The organism is Streptococcus thermophilus, assembly GCF_010120595.1.
Taxonomy (GTDB): Bacteria; Bacillota; Bacilli; order Lactobacillales; family Streptococcaceae; genus Streptococcus; species Streptococcus thermophilus.
Genome location: NZ_CP038020.1, coordinates 1,662,009 through 1,679,242 on the forward strand (window position 1 = coordinate 1,662,009; position 17,234 = coordinate 1,679,242).

The following is a 17,234-nucleotide window of genomic DNA, read 5'->3' on the forward strand; positions in this document are numbered from 1 at the left end:
CTTTGATGCCATTTAGCAAGAGTCAATCTAATCTAGTGAACCTATCTAGATAATCTAGCTGTATAAGATTGCACCAATATGTTCAACCCTTGTTTTAAAATATTATTAATTGGTTACATTATTATGAGACTATTCCTCTCAACCCAATCTATTATATCTCAATTTGATGAAAATGTAACTCCCTCACTTTTGCGTGACTTTCAAGTTAACCTTCAAAGTACTTGGCTGCACTGTGACACCTTCTGCTTTTAGCTCTAAGGTTTTCGATGTATCTTTAGTTACTTGGCTAATGTCTACAGGGACTGTGATGCTATCAATTTTATCCATGTCTTCTTGACTACCAACAATGGTCACATGACCACGATCAAAACTATAACTGATACTAGACACATTGCTAGCCTTATCGCCAGTCAACTCTATCTTAACTGGAACTGATTTACTCAATTTTCTCAAACTAATCTTGGCATGAACCTTAGCTGGGGAAATTGAACTAGCTAAAATCGTTCCATTAGACGAAACTGCTTGAAGAACCAAGTTACCATCATAATCATCAGACAAGTTGTCATCGCCTTCCAAGACTGCTTGAACGTGATCAATTTGATTGATGATATCCTCACTTGAGGTCACCTCTACCTTGGTTTCATCCAAGCTAACCTTTTTCACTTCATAGCCATTAGCCAACTTATCCGGTGTGATATTTGCAACTACATCAAATGTCTTACTAGCTTTTTTACCTATGGTTGCTGTCAAGGTCGATGGTGATACTTGGGCAGACATTCCATCCGGTAAATTCTTAACCTGAATAGGAACATGACTTGTCCCTGGGCCAAAATTTGATAAATCTGCAACCAACTTAAAATGACGTGTGTCACTTGTTGTTTCAGTTGTCAAGGCTAATTGTGTCGTCGCTGTTAGATAGACCTCAGCATCATAGGAATAGCCACTGACAAAGTACTTATCACTATCGTATTTGATATCCACAGGTACCGACTCAACGGTTTGCGTGAAAGTATTGGATGCAATTGAGCTATTATTTTTATTTTGCGTATTCCCCGACCATGCTGTGAAAAAGAGTGTGACAGCAAGGAAGAGGGCAACTACCATCTGCCACAAGCGATCATTTGTGAAAAATCTTACTAGACGCTTCATTTTTCACCACCTCCAATCCAACGTTGAAAGAATAACTGACGTGGTTCCTGCTCTTTCAACAAGATAAGACTTAACTCATGTTCAAATTCTTGAACTGAGAGGCCGTGCAAAAAATTGCCCTTGTACGCAATGGAAATCGCACCCGTTTCCTCAGAGACAACAAAGGTTAGTGCATCTGTTTGTTCCGAAAGACCAATAGCAGCCCTGTGTCTTGTCCCAAATTCTTTGGAAATCTTATTAGACTCTGATAATGGCAGATAAGAACAAGCTGTTGTAACCTTATTATCTCTTATAATTACTGCACCATCATGAAGCGGCGTATTTGGTATGAAGATATTTATTAGAAGTTCCCCAGTCACCACTGCATCTAGCGGAATCCCTGTCGCAATCTGTTCTTGTAAAGTCTGAGTTTGTTCAATAGACACCAAGGCTCCAATCTTACGTGGGCTCATATACTTGACGGCCTTGACAAAGGCCTGAACCAATTTCTCATCTGAACTGACCTCTTTATTTTGCAAAAAATGCTGAGGTGTCCGTCCAAATGTCTCAAGTGCCGAACGAAGCTCTGGCGCAAAAATAACGACCGCTGCAATAGCACCATAATTGATGACTTGATTCATCAAATAAGAAATCGTCGTGAATCCAATAAAATCAGAGATAATCTTTACAAAAATAAATAAGACTACCCCTTGGACTAGGGTCATGATTTTTGTTCCTCTCAGAGCCCTAATAAACCGATAAATTACAAAAGCAACAATCAATATGTCCAAACTATTGACAAGAACCCTCAGCGGACTATCAAAAAGTGACCGCCAAAAATCAACGTCAATGGACGAAAGTAATCCCATACTTATCACACTTTCTTTTAATTTTTTAACAGTTTCTATTATACCATGAATTCAAACTATTTTGAGGCTACAATCACTACTTTTTATGATAAAATAAAACCATGACTATAAAAACTACTATGGGTATCTTGGCAGGTAAAGCTAGTCACTTTGTTCTCTCAAAATTGGGACGTGGCTCAACCCTCCCAGGAAAAATCGCCCTTAAATTTGATAAAGATATTTTAGACACACTAGCTAAAGATTATGAAATCGTCGTTGTCACTGGTACCAACGGTAAGACTCTGACAACCGCTTTGACAGTCGGTATTCTAAAAGAAGCTTACGGTGAAATTGTAACTAATCCTAGTGGAGCCAACATGATCACTGGGATTACTTCCACCTTTCTAACTGCTAAAAGAGCTAAATCTGGTAAGAAAATCGCTGTCTTAGAGATTGATGAAGCTAGCCTTCCAAAAATCACTGAGTATATCACTCCAAGTCTTTTTGTCTTCACAAATATTTTCCGTGACCAAATGGACCGTTACGGTGAAATTTACACCACTTATCAGATGATTTTAGATGGTGCTGCTAAGGCGCCAGCGGCAACTATTTTGGCTAACGGGGACAGTCCTCTTTTTAATTCTAAAGAGCTAGTCAATCCCGTACGTTTCTACGGTTTTGACACTGAAAAACATGCGCCAGAGCTTACACACTATAATACTGAAGGAATTGTGTGTCCTAAGTGCGAGAGCATTCTTCAGTATCACCTTAATACTTACGCTAACTTGGGTGACTATGTGTGCCTTAACTGTGACTTCCACCGTCCAGAATTAGATTATAAGCTAACGCAGCTGACAAAAATCACCAACACCACTTCTGAATTTATCATTGACGGTCAAGATTACAAGATTAACGTTGGGGGGCTCTACAACATCTATAATGCCCTTGCTGCCGTTTCTGTCGCTGAATTCTTCGGCGTTGTGCCAGAGCAAATCAAAGCTGGTTTTGATAAGAGTCGTGCTGTCTTTGGACGCCAAGAAACCTTTAAAATTGGTGATAAATCATGTACTCTCGTACTGATTAAGAATCCAGTTGGAGCTAGCCAAGCTCTGGATATGATTAAACTTGCAGACTATCCATTTAGCTTGTCAGTCCTTCTTAATGCCAACTATGCTGATAGTATTGACACCAGCTGGATTTGGGATGCCAACTTTGAAAGCATTCTCGATATGGATATTCCTGAAATTAATGCTGGTGGTGTCCGTCACTCTGAAATTGCCCGTCGTCTGCGTGTAACTGGCTATCCAGAGGACAAAATTACACAAGCAGAAAAACTCGAAGATATTATGACCCTAATTGAAAAGCAAGACTGCGACCACGCCTATATCTTAGCGACCTATACTGCCATGCTTGAATTCCGTGATATTCTGGCCCAACGTCATGCTGTCGGAAAGGGGATGAACTAATGACTTATACTTCTCTCAAATCGCCAGAAAATCGTGACTACACCTATATCCTAAATGTTGCCCACCTTTACGGTAATCTTCTCAATACTTATGGTGACAATGGCAATGTCCTTATGATGAAATACGTGGGGGAAAAGCTTGGTGCTAAGATGACCTTCGATATCGTTTCAGTTGGCGACGACTTCGACAAGGAGCTCTACGACATAGTCTTCTTTGGAGGTGGTCAAGACTACGAACAATCCATCGTTGCCAAAGATCTCCCGTCAAAACGTGACGCTATTGATCAATACATTCAAGATAACAAAGTCATCTTAGCGATTTGTGGTGGTTTCCAACTTCTCGGACAATATTACATCCAAGCCAACGGTGTCCGCATTGATGGTATCGGTGTTATGGGCCACTATACCCTTAATCAGGAAAATAACCGCTACATCGGTGACATCAAGATTCATAACGAAGAATTCAATGAAACCTATTATGGTTTTGAAAATCACCAAGGTCGCACCTTCCTTTCCGATGATCAAAAACCACTTGGTAAAGTGGTCTACGGTAATGGTAATAACAAGGAAGATGGTACTGAAGGTGTCCACTATAAAAACGTTTATGGTGGCTACTTCCATGGTCCGATTCTTTCTCGTAATGCTAACCTTGCTTACCGCTTAGTAACAACTGCCCTTCGTAACAAATATGGTCAGGATATTCAATTACCAAGTTATGATGACATACTCTCAAGCGAGATAGCTGAAGAGTATGCAGATACTAAATCAAAAGCTGAATTCGAGAAATAATTCTTTTAAACAAAAAAGTGAACCCTGGAGGGTCACTTTTTTTGTCGTATTTACTTCCAAAGACGTCTTTTCTTCATTTTATCTTCAATTTTACGATTATCAATCCTGAAAATAGCAATCATATCAAACAAAAGCCAGGTTCTTTTTGGATAGACAATGTATTTTGGAGACCAAATTGGAGAGAATTTTTCTTTGTAACGTTGCAATCCACTAAAAGAGTAAAAACGCTGAGCAAAAACATAAACTAAATTGGCAACCTTTTCCTCCATGAAACTATCTTCTTCAGTACCTACGTTAGCTAGGGGAGCCATCCCCATATCAAAGTATTGCTTGCCTTCTGCTTTGAAGTATTGGAAGAGTTTGACAAAAAGGTAGTCCATGACGCCTTCAGGAGCCTTTTTAAAGTCATAACGCATAAGATCAATGGTTGCCACCCGTTTATTTTGGGTTGGCATGATATTAGCGAAGGCCACAATTTCTCCTTCTTTACTCTCAACGATAGCAATCGGTGCTTGTTGTAAATAGGCTTCATCAAAGAAACCAAGAGAGAAACCTTTCTCCTTACGACCGTTAAGCCATATATCTGAGACTGCCTTCATTTCCTGCATCTGAGTCTCCGAAAATGGAGGATTAAGTAATTTAAACTGGAAGCCTGCTTTTTCCACACGATTGGTTGGTTTACGGAACTTCTTACCATGCTTACCATCAATAGAATATGTCGTCAAATCAACCATGGCATTTTCTCCAAATTTCATGAAGTCAAAGCCATAATCATGAAGCATAAGGGTCACTCTCTCATCCGCCTCATAAAATAAAGCCTGTAAATTCCAATCAGATAAGTTTTTCAAGAAAGCTTCCCAAGCCGGACGATAATATTTTTCATTACCAATAGGATTGCCCATAATCACACACTTGTTACTGATTTGTGCAAATTGAAAAACTACCTGATCTTGTCCATCGACACGATACCAAAAGAGGCGTTTATCATGTAAATAAGCTAGAGCACTTTCTGATGCGCCCCCATATTTCTCAAGAAGTGCTGTAAAACGCTCATTATCCATGCTTTGACCAAAATGCTTACGAGGTGCCAAAACTCTCAGTACAAGCCAAACAATGGTTGCAATGATTACCGATGCCAGTAAAATATCAAACCAAATATGAACAAAATGTCCAAGAATATCTCGGTTCCTAGGTGGTAACAAATGAGACCAAAAACCACTACCACCCAGAACAAGGAGAACCAAAATGGTAAAGGCTAAAAAAAGGAAATCCTTGGTTTTGTCTTCCCAGCTATAAACAAAGTAGTGACGATTCAATCTTTTCCTTATAAGTAACATAAGTATCATGGAAAGCACAATCATGAAAGACATGGTCCAGGAAGTACCATTGAGATTGACGTAAATCAAAGTCAAGACGAAGGTAAGCAAGGATACAATAAAAGCTCCCTTAACGCGTCGCCTGATGAGGCGAGCCATGAAAACAAAGAGGGTTCCAAATAAAATACTTGGAAACTGCCAGATCAACTGTTCCTGAATAGGATCGAAACGGCTAATAAAGTAAACATTTGCCAAGCTTTCTGGGATTAGGGCAGATAAAATCAAGAAGATTCCTAAAAAACGTAACAAATAAACAAGGATAAGATGGAAACTTCCACCAAATACTCGTGAAGGAATATTGAAGTATTTATCATTGATGTGACCTCCCATGTGTTTGAAAAAGAAGACAACACCTAATAAAAATGGAATGATGTAGTAGGTTAGACGAAAGAGCAATAGTAGACTGACCGCAAGAGCATTGCTGACACCCATAGACGTCAGACCACTAATCACAATCAAATCAAAACTACCAATCCCACCTGGAATCATGGAAAAGATACCAATGATAACCGCTAGAAAATATAGGGGAATCAGATTATAAAGAGGAACATGTAGACCCATTAAATAAGCCACACTCAGAAAACTCACAAGAGCTGTGCCCCATTCAGCAGTCGATACTAAAATAAGGCTTAGTCTCGTTTTCAAAGGGACTTGCCCAAAATAAGGCAATTTTTCGCAACTTGAGACAAAGAAAATAAAAGGTAGGTATAAAAAGATTCCTAGTAAAAGTAACCAATATTTTCTCAAGTCAGGACTTAGAGGGAAAAACCAAAAGGTGGCAAACACCAAGCCACTTAGGAGCGACAAGCCCGACATGAAGTAAGGCAATAAACGTGATAGTGCCTTAACACCAGACTTTTCATGCCCATCTTCAGAATAAAAGGAATACCTCAATCCCACGTCAACTAAACCGGCAAAACCAGCCAAGTTATTAATGGTATTGACAGCCCAACTCGTTTCTAGTATATAGGATTTGGAATAATCCGTCTCTAGCTCCTTATTCAAAATAAGGTCATAAAAGAGCATGGGTAACACAGCAACTAAGCCTATCACTACCATCAAAGCAAGATGCCAAATTGACAGACCTGATAAAGCTGACTCCAGCGATTCTAAAGTGATCGTTCGTTTTAAACGAATCAACTCTACAACAACAAGAACCGCAATAGAAATAAAGAAGACAGATTTAACGGCAGTTTTTAAAGGTTGAAGTCTCTCTATAAGTCGCTTCATGCCACCACCTCTTTTTGACTAATTCTAACTAACTCACGGATCATTTGATTAAAAACCTTGTATTTTTGTTGGGCTAAACGGTGTCCTTGTCGACGCTCGACATAGAGCTTATGAATTGGAAAGAGGTCCGAAATCTCCCTTGAATGACTAATACTAATGACATCTCTTTGTCCCATAACTACCCAAACAGGATAGGATGCCTGATGTAGTTGTTCCCTATCCAGCGGCAAATCATGTAGCATGAGCTCCGTTACCTGAGCCAAGATGTCCATTTTAGATGAAAATGGTGATAAGGCTTTTAGGCAATAATACTTTATATAAACCAGACATCTTGAACGTCTGGTCAATCCTTTAAAAGTCATATTCCCCGCATTAAGCAAGAGCCCTGCAATCCGGTCAGGAAAGCGACTGGCATAAACCATAGCTAGATTAGCCCCATCACTGTGACCAACAAACAGAGCCTTTTTGATATTTAAAAATTGCAAAATCTCCTCCAAATCGGCAGCCATCTGTTCAAAGGTCATCTTAGCACTCTGACGACTGGATCTGCCCTGATTACGACTATCAATGAAAATTAAACGATAGTCTCGATATAGAATTCCTTGCTTACCAAAGTAGTTTCCTGATGAATTATTGCCATGCAAGAAGACAATTGGAAATCCTTTACCGAGGTCACGATAATAGATGATTTGACCATCTTTCACTTTAAATTCCATAATATTACCTACCTTTTCACTAACGTATTCTTATACGATGATTAGTCTTATAAGGCATTGGGTCCGATACCATAAAACAAAGTGCTCAGACCCTCTCATTCCATTATAACACTTCTATTTAGCAAAACTCAGAATATTAGTACATTTTCTGCAAAAAAGAAAAAGCCTTTTCAGACTTCTCCTATTATTAATAAGTTTTTGGGGCAATGAGTTTGTTATAGTTTTCCTCATCTTTTGGTTATCACGGACAAGCTTAGATACCATAAATGAAGATAAAATCAAACCAACACATCCCATAAGATAGTACCTCTTAACCATCAACGGCTCTTTACTCTTTAATAGTATAGAGGCTTACCAACATCGAGATTACAAAGAGGGCAAATGATCCCCGTGTCATCATCTTGAAAGATCTCGTATTACGATACACTTTGTTCATAAATCTAGTCTCCTTTTATATACTAAGACTAGTATGACAACAATAAAATACTTGTACAAATTGAAATACGAAAAGGTTTCCATGTTTGTTTAACTTTCCAACTGTTCCGAAAGATCACTCCACTCTTCCATCAGAGCCTCTTGATTGACTGATAAGTCGTCTAGTTCTTTCTGCAAGTCAGACAATTCCACCACATCATTGGTTTCAAGCATGGCAATAGAGATTTTTCCCAAGCGTTCTTCGACGGTTTCTAATTCATTTTCGATTTGCTCAATACGTCGGCTCAGTTTACGGATCTCTTTTTGACTAGCTTTTTGAGCTTGATAATCACTAGCACCCGCTGAAGCTACTTGGGTCTCCTCTGGACCTTGATTTTCTTCCGCTTCAAGTCGTGCTAATTCTTCAAGCTCCGCCTTCTTTTCAAGATAGTAATCGTAATCTCCAAGATAAATAGTTGCTCCATCCTCAGAGATTTCCATCACTTTTGTTGCCACACGGTTGATAAAGTAACGATCGTGGCTGACAAAGAGAAGTGTTCCATCAAAGTCAATAAGAGCATTTTCCAATACTTCCTTACTATCAATATCCAAGTGGTTGGTTGGCTCATCCAGGATTAGAAAGTTATTATTTTCCATTGACAATTTGGCTAGGAGCAGACGAGCTTTCTCACCACCAGAAAGCATGGAAACTGACTTTTTGACATCATCACCTGAGAAGAGAAAAGCTCCCAGACGGTTACGAATCTTAACTTCAGGAGTTGTCGGAAAATCATTCCACAACTCATCAAGTACAGTGTTTGATGGTGTCAAGGCTGATTGTGTTTGGTCATAATAACCCACTTCAACATTCGCACCGTAGGTTGATGATCCCTTGATAAATGGCAATTTACCTACTACCGACTTAATAAAGGTCGTTTTCCCGATTCCATTTGGACCCACAATGGCGATAGCATCCATTTTTTTAACATCCAGAGAAATAGGCTCCGAGAGAATCTCATTATCGTAACCAATAGCAGCATTCCTAACTGTCAAGACCACATTCCCAGATACCTTGTCCACATGAAAAGTCATATTAGCAGACTTCTGGCCTTCTGTTGGCTTATCTAGGCGTTCAATTTTCTCCAGCTGTTTGCGACGGGCCTGAGCACGTTTGGTTGTAGAGGCACGAACAATATTACGATTAACAAAGTCCTCCAGCTTAGCAATTTCCTTTTGTTGCTTTTCGAAATTCTTGGCTTCGGTGGCCAACTTCTCAGCTTTTAAGTCCATGAATTTTGAATAGTTCCCGATATAACGATCTAAACTATGTTTGGTCAAATCTAGGGTTACTGTCGCCACCTTATCCAAGAAATAACGGTCGTGACTGACAATGATTAGAGCTCCCTGATAATTGACTAAGTAATTCTCCAACCAAGTGATAGTCTCAATATCCAAGTGGTTGGTCGGTTCGTCCAGTACCAAAAGCTCAGGCTTCTCTAGAAGCATTTTAGCCAAGGCCAAACGGGTATTTTGGCCACCAGAGAGATCTGAAATAGGCATCCCCCACATGCTTTCATCAAACTTAAAACCATTGAGAATAGCTCTGATGTCAGATTCATAGGTAAAACCACCGCGCTGTCTGAAATCCTCGGAAAGTCTATCATAGTCTATCATTAGCTTATTCAAGTCTTCCCCAGTTAACTCAGCCATCTTCATTTCCATGTCACGCAGACGTTTTTCATCTGCACGTAGGTCTGAAAAGACATTCAACATTTCCTCATAGATGGTATTACTAGACTCAAAACGACTGTCCTGAGCTAAGTAAGAAAGGTTCAAATCACGTTTTGTGTTGATTTCACCACTTGTCGGTGCTTCCTCTCCAATCAAAATTTTCAACAAGGTTGATTTTCCAGCACCGTTGCGCCCAACCAAAGCAATACGATCACGTTCATCCACCTGAATATTAATATTATCAAAGAGCACATCTCCTGAGAAAGAGCGCTCAATTTTATTTCCTTGTAAAATAATCATAACGCTTTAATTATACCAAAAAAGCCAAGCTCCTGCTTAGGCTTTCTTACTTTCTTCTAAAATGCTAGCTACCTTAGTATTAATCAAATCTATAGCAACAGTATTTGAAACACCTTCAGGAATCACCACATCCGCATAGCGTTTGGTTGGCTCAATAAACTGATGATACATAGGTTTGACCACACTGTTATACTGATCGATAATATTATCTAGGCTACGACCACGTTCTTCCATATCACGCTTAATACGGCGGATAATACGGATGTCATCATCAGTATCTACAAAGAGCTTGATATCCATCAAATCACGCAAACGTTTATCTTCAAGTACCAAAATCCCTTCAACGATAAAAACATCCTGAGGTTCCTGACGATAGGTCTTGTTACTACGAGTGTGTTGCGTGTAATCATAAATCGGAATATCTACTGGACGCCCAGCAATCAGCTCATTGATATGCTCAATCATAAGATCTGTATCAAAGGCAAAAGGATGGTCATAGTTAGTTGATACACGCTCTTCGAAAGTCAAATGTGACTGATCCTTATAATAAGAATCATGCTCAATCATGGCAATTTTCTCATCTGGAAAATTGGATAGAATGGCACGAGAAACACTGGTCTTACCACCGCCAGAGCCACCCGTAACCCCAATAATAATCGGTTTTTTAGGCATGGTAAATTCCTATCTAATATAGTCTTTCGTATCTATTCTACACTAAATCATGATATAATAAAAGCAAATCCATATAGAAAATGAGACTTTTATATTTATGTTTAAAAACTTTCCTGAACAATGGCAAAACCTCCTTAAAGAAAAAGGAATCACGACAGAAACTGCCATTCAAAAAGAACTATTTACACCAATTACTGAAGGGGAGAATATCTTAGGTATCAGTCCAACTGGGACAGGTAAGACCCTAGCCTACCTTTTCCCACTTCTTCTCTCTCTTAAGCCCAAAAAAGCTCAGCAACTGCTTATCCTAGCACCTAACTCTGAACTTGCTGGACAAATTTTTGATGTAACCAAACAATGGGCTGAACCTCTAGGAATCACTGCCCAACTCTTCCTTTCTGGCTCTAGTCAAAAACGCCAAATTGAACGTCTGAAAAAAGGACCAGAGATTCTTATTGGAACTCCAGGTCGTGTCTTTGAGTTGATTAAACTCAAAAAAATCAAAATGATGAACGTCAATACCATTGTTCTCGATGAATTTGACGATCTTCTCAGTGATAGCCAATATCACTTCGTAACAAAAATCAGCCACCATATCCCTCGTAACCACCAAATGATTTACATTTCAGCAACCAACAAAATTGATAGTCAAGATTTTTTCGAAAATACTATCGTTTATGACCTATCTAATCAGGAACTAGACACCATCAAACATTATTACATCAGCGTTGATAAACGTAATCGTGTCGAACTTCTTCGTAAGTTCTCCAATATCCCTAATTTCCGTGGTCTTGTCTTTTTCAATAGCCTTTCTGATCTTGGTGCTACTGAAGAACGTCTCCAATTTAACGGAGCTTCAGCTGTATCCCTAGCTAGTGACATTAACGTCAAATTCCGTAAGGTTATTCTAGAAAAATTTAAAAATCACGAGATCTCACTCTTATTAGGGACTGATCTCTTAGCACGAGGTATTGATATTGAAAACCTTGAAGTAGTCATCAACTTTGATATTCCTCGAGACCGTGAAGCCTACACTCACCGTTCAGGACGTACTGGCCGTATGGGAAATGAAGGTAGGGTGATTAGCTTGGTATCACATCCAGAAGATCTCAAAAAGCTTAAAAAATTCGCTAAAGTTTCAGAAATAGTTCTTAAAAATCAAGAAATTAACGAAAAATAAAATATGACAAAAGCACTTCAGAATTAACTGAAGTGCTTTTAACATATACAAATTAAGCTTTTTACCAAAGTTCTCAATCATTTGTTCCATTTCCTCACGACTTGGTGTTGTCAACATATAGAGGAAGTCACCTTGCAACTCTGCAAAGGCAGCTGGCATGATTTTCTTATCTTTGAGTTGTTACGATACTTGTCGAAAAGTTCTTCCTCTATACCAGATTCTTACAGAAAAAGAGCCTTATAACTAAGGCCCTCTTTACTTTTTATAATTATTGACTGGCTTAACACTTAGTAGTCTGAAATATCAAATACTGTTGATTTCACACGAGTCATAGCTTCGATAGAGTACTTCACACCCTGAGTTCCGGCACCAGATCCTTTAACACCAAGGAATGGGAAGTTATCTGTACCACGTTGTGTTTTGTTGTTGATGTGAACTGTACCAACTTCAAGTTGCTCAGCAATTGCAAATGCACGTGGGTAGTCTTGTGTGAAGACAGCACCTTGAAGTCCAAATTCAGATTCGTTAGAAATCTTGATTGCTTCTTCAACTGAAGATACACGGATGAATGGCAACACTGGACCAAATGGCTCTTCCCAAGCAAGACGCATGTCAGTAGTTACATGGTCAAAGACAGCTGGGTAGATAAGGTTTCCTTCACGTTTCAATTCAGTTTTAGCAGTAGCACCTTGCTCAACTGCGTCATCAATTAAACCTTGAACAAAATCAGCAGATTTCGTATCGATAAGTGGTGTAACACTTGCACTTTCTTCAGGCATACCAACAGTAATATTACCGACCAAAGCTGTTACTTTTTCTACCAATTCATCTGCAACACTATCCATTACAAGAACACGTTTGATAGCCGTACAACGTTGTCCTGAATAGTCAAAGGCACCAGCCACAATGTTTTTAGCAGTCAAGTCAAGATCAGCATCTTCAAGAACGATAGCAGCATCTTTACCACCAAGTTCAAGCATTACTGGACGCATTGCTGCCAAACGACCGATATTTTCACCAACTGGAGTCGAACCTGTAAAGTTGATAAAGTCAACTGCTTTGTGTTCAACGATGTAGTCACCAATAACTGAACCACGTCCTGTGATAGAGTTCAAGACACCAGCAGGGATACCAGCTTCAACAAACGCTTCTACCAAAAGAAGACCTGAGATAGAACCTTGTGTTGGTGGTTTGAAGGCAACAACGTCACCAGCGATCAAGGCAGGAGCAATTTTAGAACCAGCCAAGTTTACTGGGTAGTTAAATGGTGAGATAGCAAGGACAAGACCTACTGGTTCCCGACGAACAACAGCAATTTTTTTCTTGCTACCAGCATCAAAAGCACCACCTTCGAGTACTTCACCTTCCAAACGCAAACCTTCTTCAGCAGCATAGTGGATAATTTCAGCAGTACGAACAACTTCACCAATTGCAGATTTCAAACCTTTTGAAATTTCTTTAGAAAGAACTTGTCCGATTTTTTCTGCATCACGTTCCAAGATATCAGCTGCTTTATGAAGATAAGCTGCACGTTCAGCATATGAAAGTGCACGCCATGCTGGGAGTGCTGCTTTAGCTGCTGCGTAGACTTCATCTACTTCAGCTTGGCTCATAGCTGGAACTGACCCAAGTTCCTCACCGTTTGCAGGTGCGTAAATAGTAATTGAATTTTCAGATGTTTTCCACTCACCATTGACATAGTTTTTGTATTGTTTAGCCAAGATAGTAACTCCTTTTATCTATTATAAAATCTATTTTATCACTTTTTTAGCAATATTCCAACATTTAAATGAGTAGTATTCAGAAAATTTTGACAAAAAATACTAAAAAATTATTAACCAAGGTTAGACGTATTTTACTCCTAACCAAAGGACGAGTTAAATCTCTTCTCTCTGCTTAGATATAAAAAAGTGAAAGCTCAAGCCTCCACTTTTTTTGATTAATCTACGTTAACATATTTTTTTGAAAGTTCAAGAACTTCTTCCATTGTTGAACATTCAGTAAGTGCACGGTTAGCATATTCTTCCATTTTAGCTGTGTCAAGTTTCTTCATTAAGCTACGTGTACGAAGTATTGATGTAGCTGACATTGAGAACTCATCCAAGCCCATTCCGACAAGGAGTGGAACAGCAGTTTGATCACCAGCCATTTCACCACACATACCAGCCCATTTACCTTCAGCGTGAGCTGCCTTAATAACGTTGTTAATCAAGCGAAGGATTGATGGGTTATATGGTTGGTAAAGGTATGAAACTTGTTCATTCATACGGTCAGCAGCCATTGTGTATTGGATAAGGTCGTTTGTACCAATTGAGAAGAAATCAACTTCTTTAGCAAATTGGTCAGCAAGCATTGCTGCAGCTGGGATTTCAATCATGATACCTACTTCGATGTCGTTTGCAACGGCAACACCTTCAGCAACCAATTTAGCTTTTTCTTCTTCAAGAATACCTTTAGCAGTACGGAACTCAGTCAACAAAGCAACCATTGGGAACATGATACGCAATTTACCGTGAACAGATGCACGAAGCAAGGCACGTAATTGAGTACGGAACATTTGGTTACCAGTTTCAGAGATAGAAATACGTAATGCACGGTAACCCAAGAATGGATTCATTTCTTTAGGAAGGTCAAAGTAAGGAAGTTCTTTATCCCCACCGATATCCATTGTACGAACAACAACAGGTTTACCATTCATTCCTTCAAGAACTGCTTTATATGCTTCATATTGGTCTTCTTCGGTTGGGAAATCTTGAGAATCCATATACAAGAATTCTGTACGATAAAGACCAACTGCTTCTGCACCATTATCGTTAACTCCTTCAACGTCTTTAGGTGTACCGATATTTGCTGCTAACTCGAAGTGTTTTCCATCAGCAGTAACTGTTGGAGCATCTTTAAGTTGAGCCCATTCTGCCTTTTGTTTGGCGTAATCTTCACCAGCTGCTTTAAACTCAGCAATTTGTTCTTCAGTTGGATTAATAACAACTTCACCGGTAATACCTGAAACCGCTAAAATGTCACCATCTTTAACAAGTTCAGTTATGTTGTTTGTTCCAAGGACTGCTGGGATTTCAAGTGTACGAGCCATAATTGCAGAGTGACTAGTACGTCCACCAATATCAGTAACAAAAGCTTTTACAAATTTTTTATTCAACTGAGCTGTATCAGATGGAGTCAAGTCATGAGCAACAATGATTGATTCTTCATCGATTGTTGCTGGGTTTGGCAATTTCTTACCAAGCAAGTTTGCAAGCACACGTTTAGTAACGTCACGAATATCCGCTGCACGTTCTTGCATGTACGGGTTATCATCCATACCTTCAAAGATCGCGATAAACATGTTAGTTACTTCCGTCAAAGCAGCTTCGGCATTAACTTGTTTAGCACGGATAGTTTCTTTGATTTGACCAGTCATTTCTGGATCAGCAAGAACCATCAAATGAGCATCAAAAACGGCTGCTGCTTCTTCACCAAGGCTTTCAACTGCTTTTTCACGGATAACAGAAAGCTCGTCTTGCGACGCCGCTAGAGCAGCATCTAGACGAGCCTCTTCTGCACTTGTATCTTCAACTGTAACAGTTTCAAATGACAAGTCTGGTTGAACAAGTAGATATGCCTTAGCAACTGCAACACCATCAGATGCCGCGATTCCTTTAAGCATTTTTGTCATATTTTTATGCCAATCCTTCTTTTGTCATTGTTTCTGCGATTGCTGCAATTGCATCATCAGCGTCAGGACCTTCTGCAGAAATAGTTACGTCAGCACCTTGACCAACACCAAGACTCATAACACCCATGATAGATTTAAGGTTAACTGCTTTACCTTTGTATTCAAGAGTGATATCTGAAGCAAATTTACTTGCTGTTTGAACAAGCAAAGTAGCTGGTCGTGCGTGAATACCAGTTTCTGCAACAATGTGGAAATCTTTAGAAGCCATAATGGAGTCTCCTTCTTAATTTGGAATATTTGAGTTATCAATGATAACCCTTACAATCTAGTATTATAACATAGCTGTTTGATATTATCAAGGTTAAGACGCACTTTATAAAAGTTTTTCATAAGCTAATCTCTCATTTTATTTCCAATTTTCATTTTTCAAACCATAATCAAACACCAGTCTTTATCTATTCACAATATTTTCAGAAAACTTCTTTCATATTGTTTTCAATCATTAATTTTCATTTTTGTGCAAAAACAATCATATAATTGAGAGAATTTGATTGCTGAAACCACTGGTTGAATAGGCTCGTTTTCCAAAGGCTAGGTCAACTGTAAAAATCCCTGATTTAAAGTTTTTTTCAATAGCACTTATAATGAGTTCAGCTGCTTCAGACCAACCGATATATTCTAAAAGCATACAGCCAGATAAGAGAATAGAGCAAGGATTAGCCCTATCTTGATCCGCAATATCTGGAGCCGTTCCATGAGTAGCTTCAAAGATAGCATGGCCTGTTTGATAGTTAATATTAGCTCCAGGGGAGATTCCGATACCACCAACCTGGGCAGCTAGAGCATCACTTGCATAATCGCCATTCAAGTTGGTTAATGCAACAACATCAAATTTTTCGGGATTCAAAAGAATCTGTTGTAGAAAATTATCAGCGATTATATCATTAACTTCTAGACGGCCAGCAAGCATTTCTTCCTTATATTCTTCCTCAGCCACTTCATAGCCCCATTTACGAAAGCCACCTTCTGTGAATTTTTGAATATTCCCTTTATGCACCAATGTTACTTTCTTTAGATTGTTCTTAAGAGCATAGTCAATAGCTGAACGAATCAATCGTTTACTTCCTTCTATTGAAATAGGCTTAATTCCAATACTACTTGACTTGGGAAAGCGAATTTTATCGACATTCATTTCTGTTTGAAAAAAAGCAATAACGCGCTCTACATCTACCGTTCCTGCTTCCCATTCAATTCCTGCATAAATATCCTCAGTATTCTCACGAAAAATAGTAATGTCTGTTTTTTCTGGTTCCTTAAGTGGACTTGCTACTCCTTCAAAATACCGAACCGGTCGAACACAAGCGTAGAGATCAAGTTCTTGACGTAAAGCTACATTTAAAGAACGAATTCCTCCTCCGACAGGTGTTTCAAGTGGCCCCTTAATAGCTACCAGGCTTTCTCGAATAGCCTCTAAAGTTTCTTGCGGCAACCACTCACCTGTTTTATCAAAAGCCTTTTTACCTGCCAAAAACTCTTGCCACTCAATACGACGCTGTCCTTCATAGGCTGCTTCTACCGCTTTATCAAAAATTGCTTGAGCATTCTTCCAAATATCACGTCCAACACCATCTCCTTCAATGAAAGGAATAATCGGATTATCAGTAACTTTGAGCTTGCCATTAGTCATAAGGATTCTTTCTGCCATATATTTT

13 protein-coding genes and 2 pseudogenes are annotated in these 17,234 nt (G+C 39.1%); 3 read left to right on the forward strand and 12 right to left on the reverse strand.

From position 1 onward, the window contains the following. Nucleotides 1-183: 183 nt before the first annotated feature. Nucleotides 184-1,149, reverse strand: coding sequence for a CdaR family protein (locus E3C75_RS08815; protein ID WP_084828896.1), 966 nt, complete (start codon nt 1,147-1,149; stop codon nt 184-186). Further along, entirely contained in the window at nt 1,146-1,997 is an 852-nt protein-coding gene (gene cdaA / locus E3C75_RS08820; protein ID WP_084825642.1) for a diadenylate cyclase CdaA, read from the reverse strand. Before cdaA ends, E3C75_RS08815 begins: the two co-directional genes overlap by 4 nt. A 101-nt stretch (nt 1,998-2,098) precedes the next feature. Here cdaA and murT point away from each other — a divergent pair, with 101 nt between their 5' ends. Both murT and gatD read left to right on the forward strand, forming a co-directional pair. Next, nucleotides 2,099-3,442 (forward strand): lipid II isoglutaminyl synthase subunit MurT, encoded by a 1,344-nt coding sequence (murT, locus tag E3C75_RS08825; protein ID WP_064355965.1) that lies wholly within the window; start codon nt 2,099-2,101, stop codon nt 3,440-3,442. Continuing rightward, the gene (gatD, locus tag E3C75_RS08830) at nt 3,442-4,230 is read left to right on the forward strand and encodes a lipid II isoglutaminyl synthase subunit GatD (RefSeq protein WP_111679629.1); all 789 of its coding nucleotides are present in this window, start codon (nt 3,442-3,444) and stop codon (nt 4,228-4,230) included. Before murT ends, gatD begins: the two co-directional genes overlap by 1 nt. Before the next feature lie 50 nt (nt 4,231-4,280). On the opposite strand, the gene mprF is transcribed toward gatD, so the two are convergent. The 5 genes and pseudogenes from mprF to udk form a co-directional block, all read right to left on the reverse strand. Continuing rightward, complete coding sequence (gene mprF, locus E3C75_RS08835) at nt 4,281-6,836, reverse strand: bifunctional lysylphosphatidylglycerol flippase/synthetase MprF (RefSeq protein ID WP_084828898.1); 2,556 nt, start codon at nt 6,834-6,836, stop codon at nt 4,281-4,283. Then, a complete protein-coding gene (locus tag E3C75_RS08840) occupies nt 6,833-7,552 on the reverse strand; it encodes an alpha/beta fold hydrolase (RefSeq protein WP_084826023.1) in 720 nt (239 codons plus the stop codon). Before E3C75_RS08840 ends, mprF begins: the two co-directional genes overlap by 4 nt. A gap of 187 nt (nt 7,553-7,739) precedes the next feature. Next, nucleotides 7,740-7,988, reverse strand: a pseudogene (locus E3C75_RS11775) (YiaA/YiaB family inner membrane protein). Between the two features lie 89 nt (nt 7,989-8,077). Further along, entirely contained in the window at nt 8,078-9,997 is a 1,920-nt protein-coding gene (locus E3C75_RS08845) for an ABC-F family ATP-binding cassette domain-containing protein (protein WP_084826024.1), read from the reverse strand. A 36-nt stretch (nt 9,998-10,033) separates the two neighbouring features. Further along, nucleotides 10,034-10,669 (reverse strand): uridine kinase, encoded by a 636-nt coding sequence (gene udk / locus E3C75_RS08850; protein WP_111679630.1) that lies wholly within the window; start codon nt 10,667-10,669, stop codon nt 10,034-10,036. A 97-nt stretch (nt 10,670-10,766) separates the two neighbouring features. On the opposite strand from udk, the gene E3C75_RS08855 reads away from it, so the two are divergent. Further along, on the forward strand, nt 10,767-11,849 hold the full coding sequence (locus E3C75_RS08855; protein ID WP_111679631.1) for a DEAD/DEAH box helicase: 1,083 nt from the start codon (nt 10,767-10,769) through the stop codon (nt 11,847-11,849). A gap of 57 nt (nt 11,850-11,906) precedes the next feature. Here E3C75_RS08855 and E3C75_RS12150 read toward each other — a convergent pair. The 5 genes and pseudogenes from E3C75_RS12150 to icd form a co-directional block, all read right to left on the reverse strand. Next, nucleotides 11,907-12,058 (reverse strand): annotated as a pseudogene (locus tag E3C75_RS12150) (ATP-grasp domain-containing protein); the annotation flags it as partial. Between the two features lie 78 nt (nt 12,059-12,136). Continuing rightward, nucleotides 12,137-13,570, reverse strand: coding sequence for an NADP-dependent glyceraldehyde-3-phosphate dehydrogenase (locus E3C75_RS08865; protein WP_111679632.1), 1,434 nt, complete (start codon nt 13,568-13,570; stop codon nt 12,137-12,139). 218 nt (nt 13,571-13,788) lie between these two features. Continuing rightward, nucleotides 13,789-15,522 carry a phosphoenolpyruvate--protein phosphotransferase gene (gene ptsP, locus E3C75_RS08870; protein ID WP_084828900.1) on the reverse strand — a complete coding sequence of 578 codons (1,734 nt, stop codon included), beginning with the start codon at nt 15,520-15,522 and terminating at the stop codon, nt 13,789-13,791. 4 nt (nt 15,523-15,526) lie between these two features. Continuing rightward, nucleotides 15,527-15,790: a phosphocarrier protein HPr gene (locus E3C75_RS08875; RefSeq protein WP_002946351.1), complete on the reverse strand. Its 264-nt coding sequence runs from the start codon at nt 15,788-15,790 to the stop codon at nt 15,527-15,529. Between the two features lie 261 nt (nt 15,791-16,051). Continuing rightward, the gene (gene icd, locus E3C75_RS08880; protein WP_084828901.1) at nt 16,052-17,227 is read right to left on the reverse strand and encodes an NADP-dependent isocitrate dehydrogenase; all 1,176 of its coding nucleotides are present in this window, start codon (nt 17,225-17,227) and stop codon (nt 16,052-16,054) included. Nucleotides 17,228-17,234: the final 7 nt, after the last annotated feature.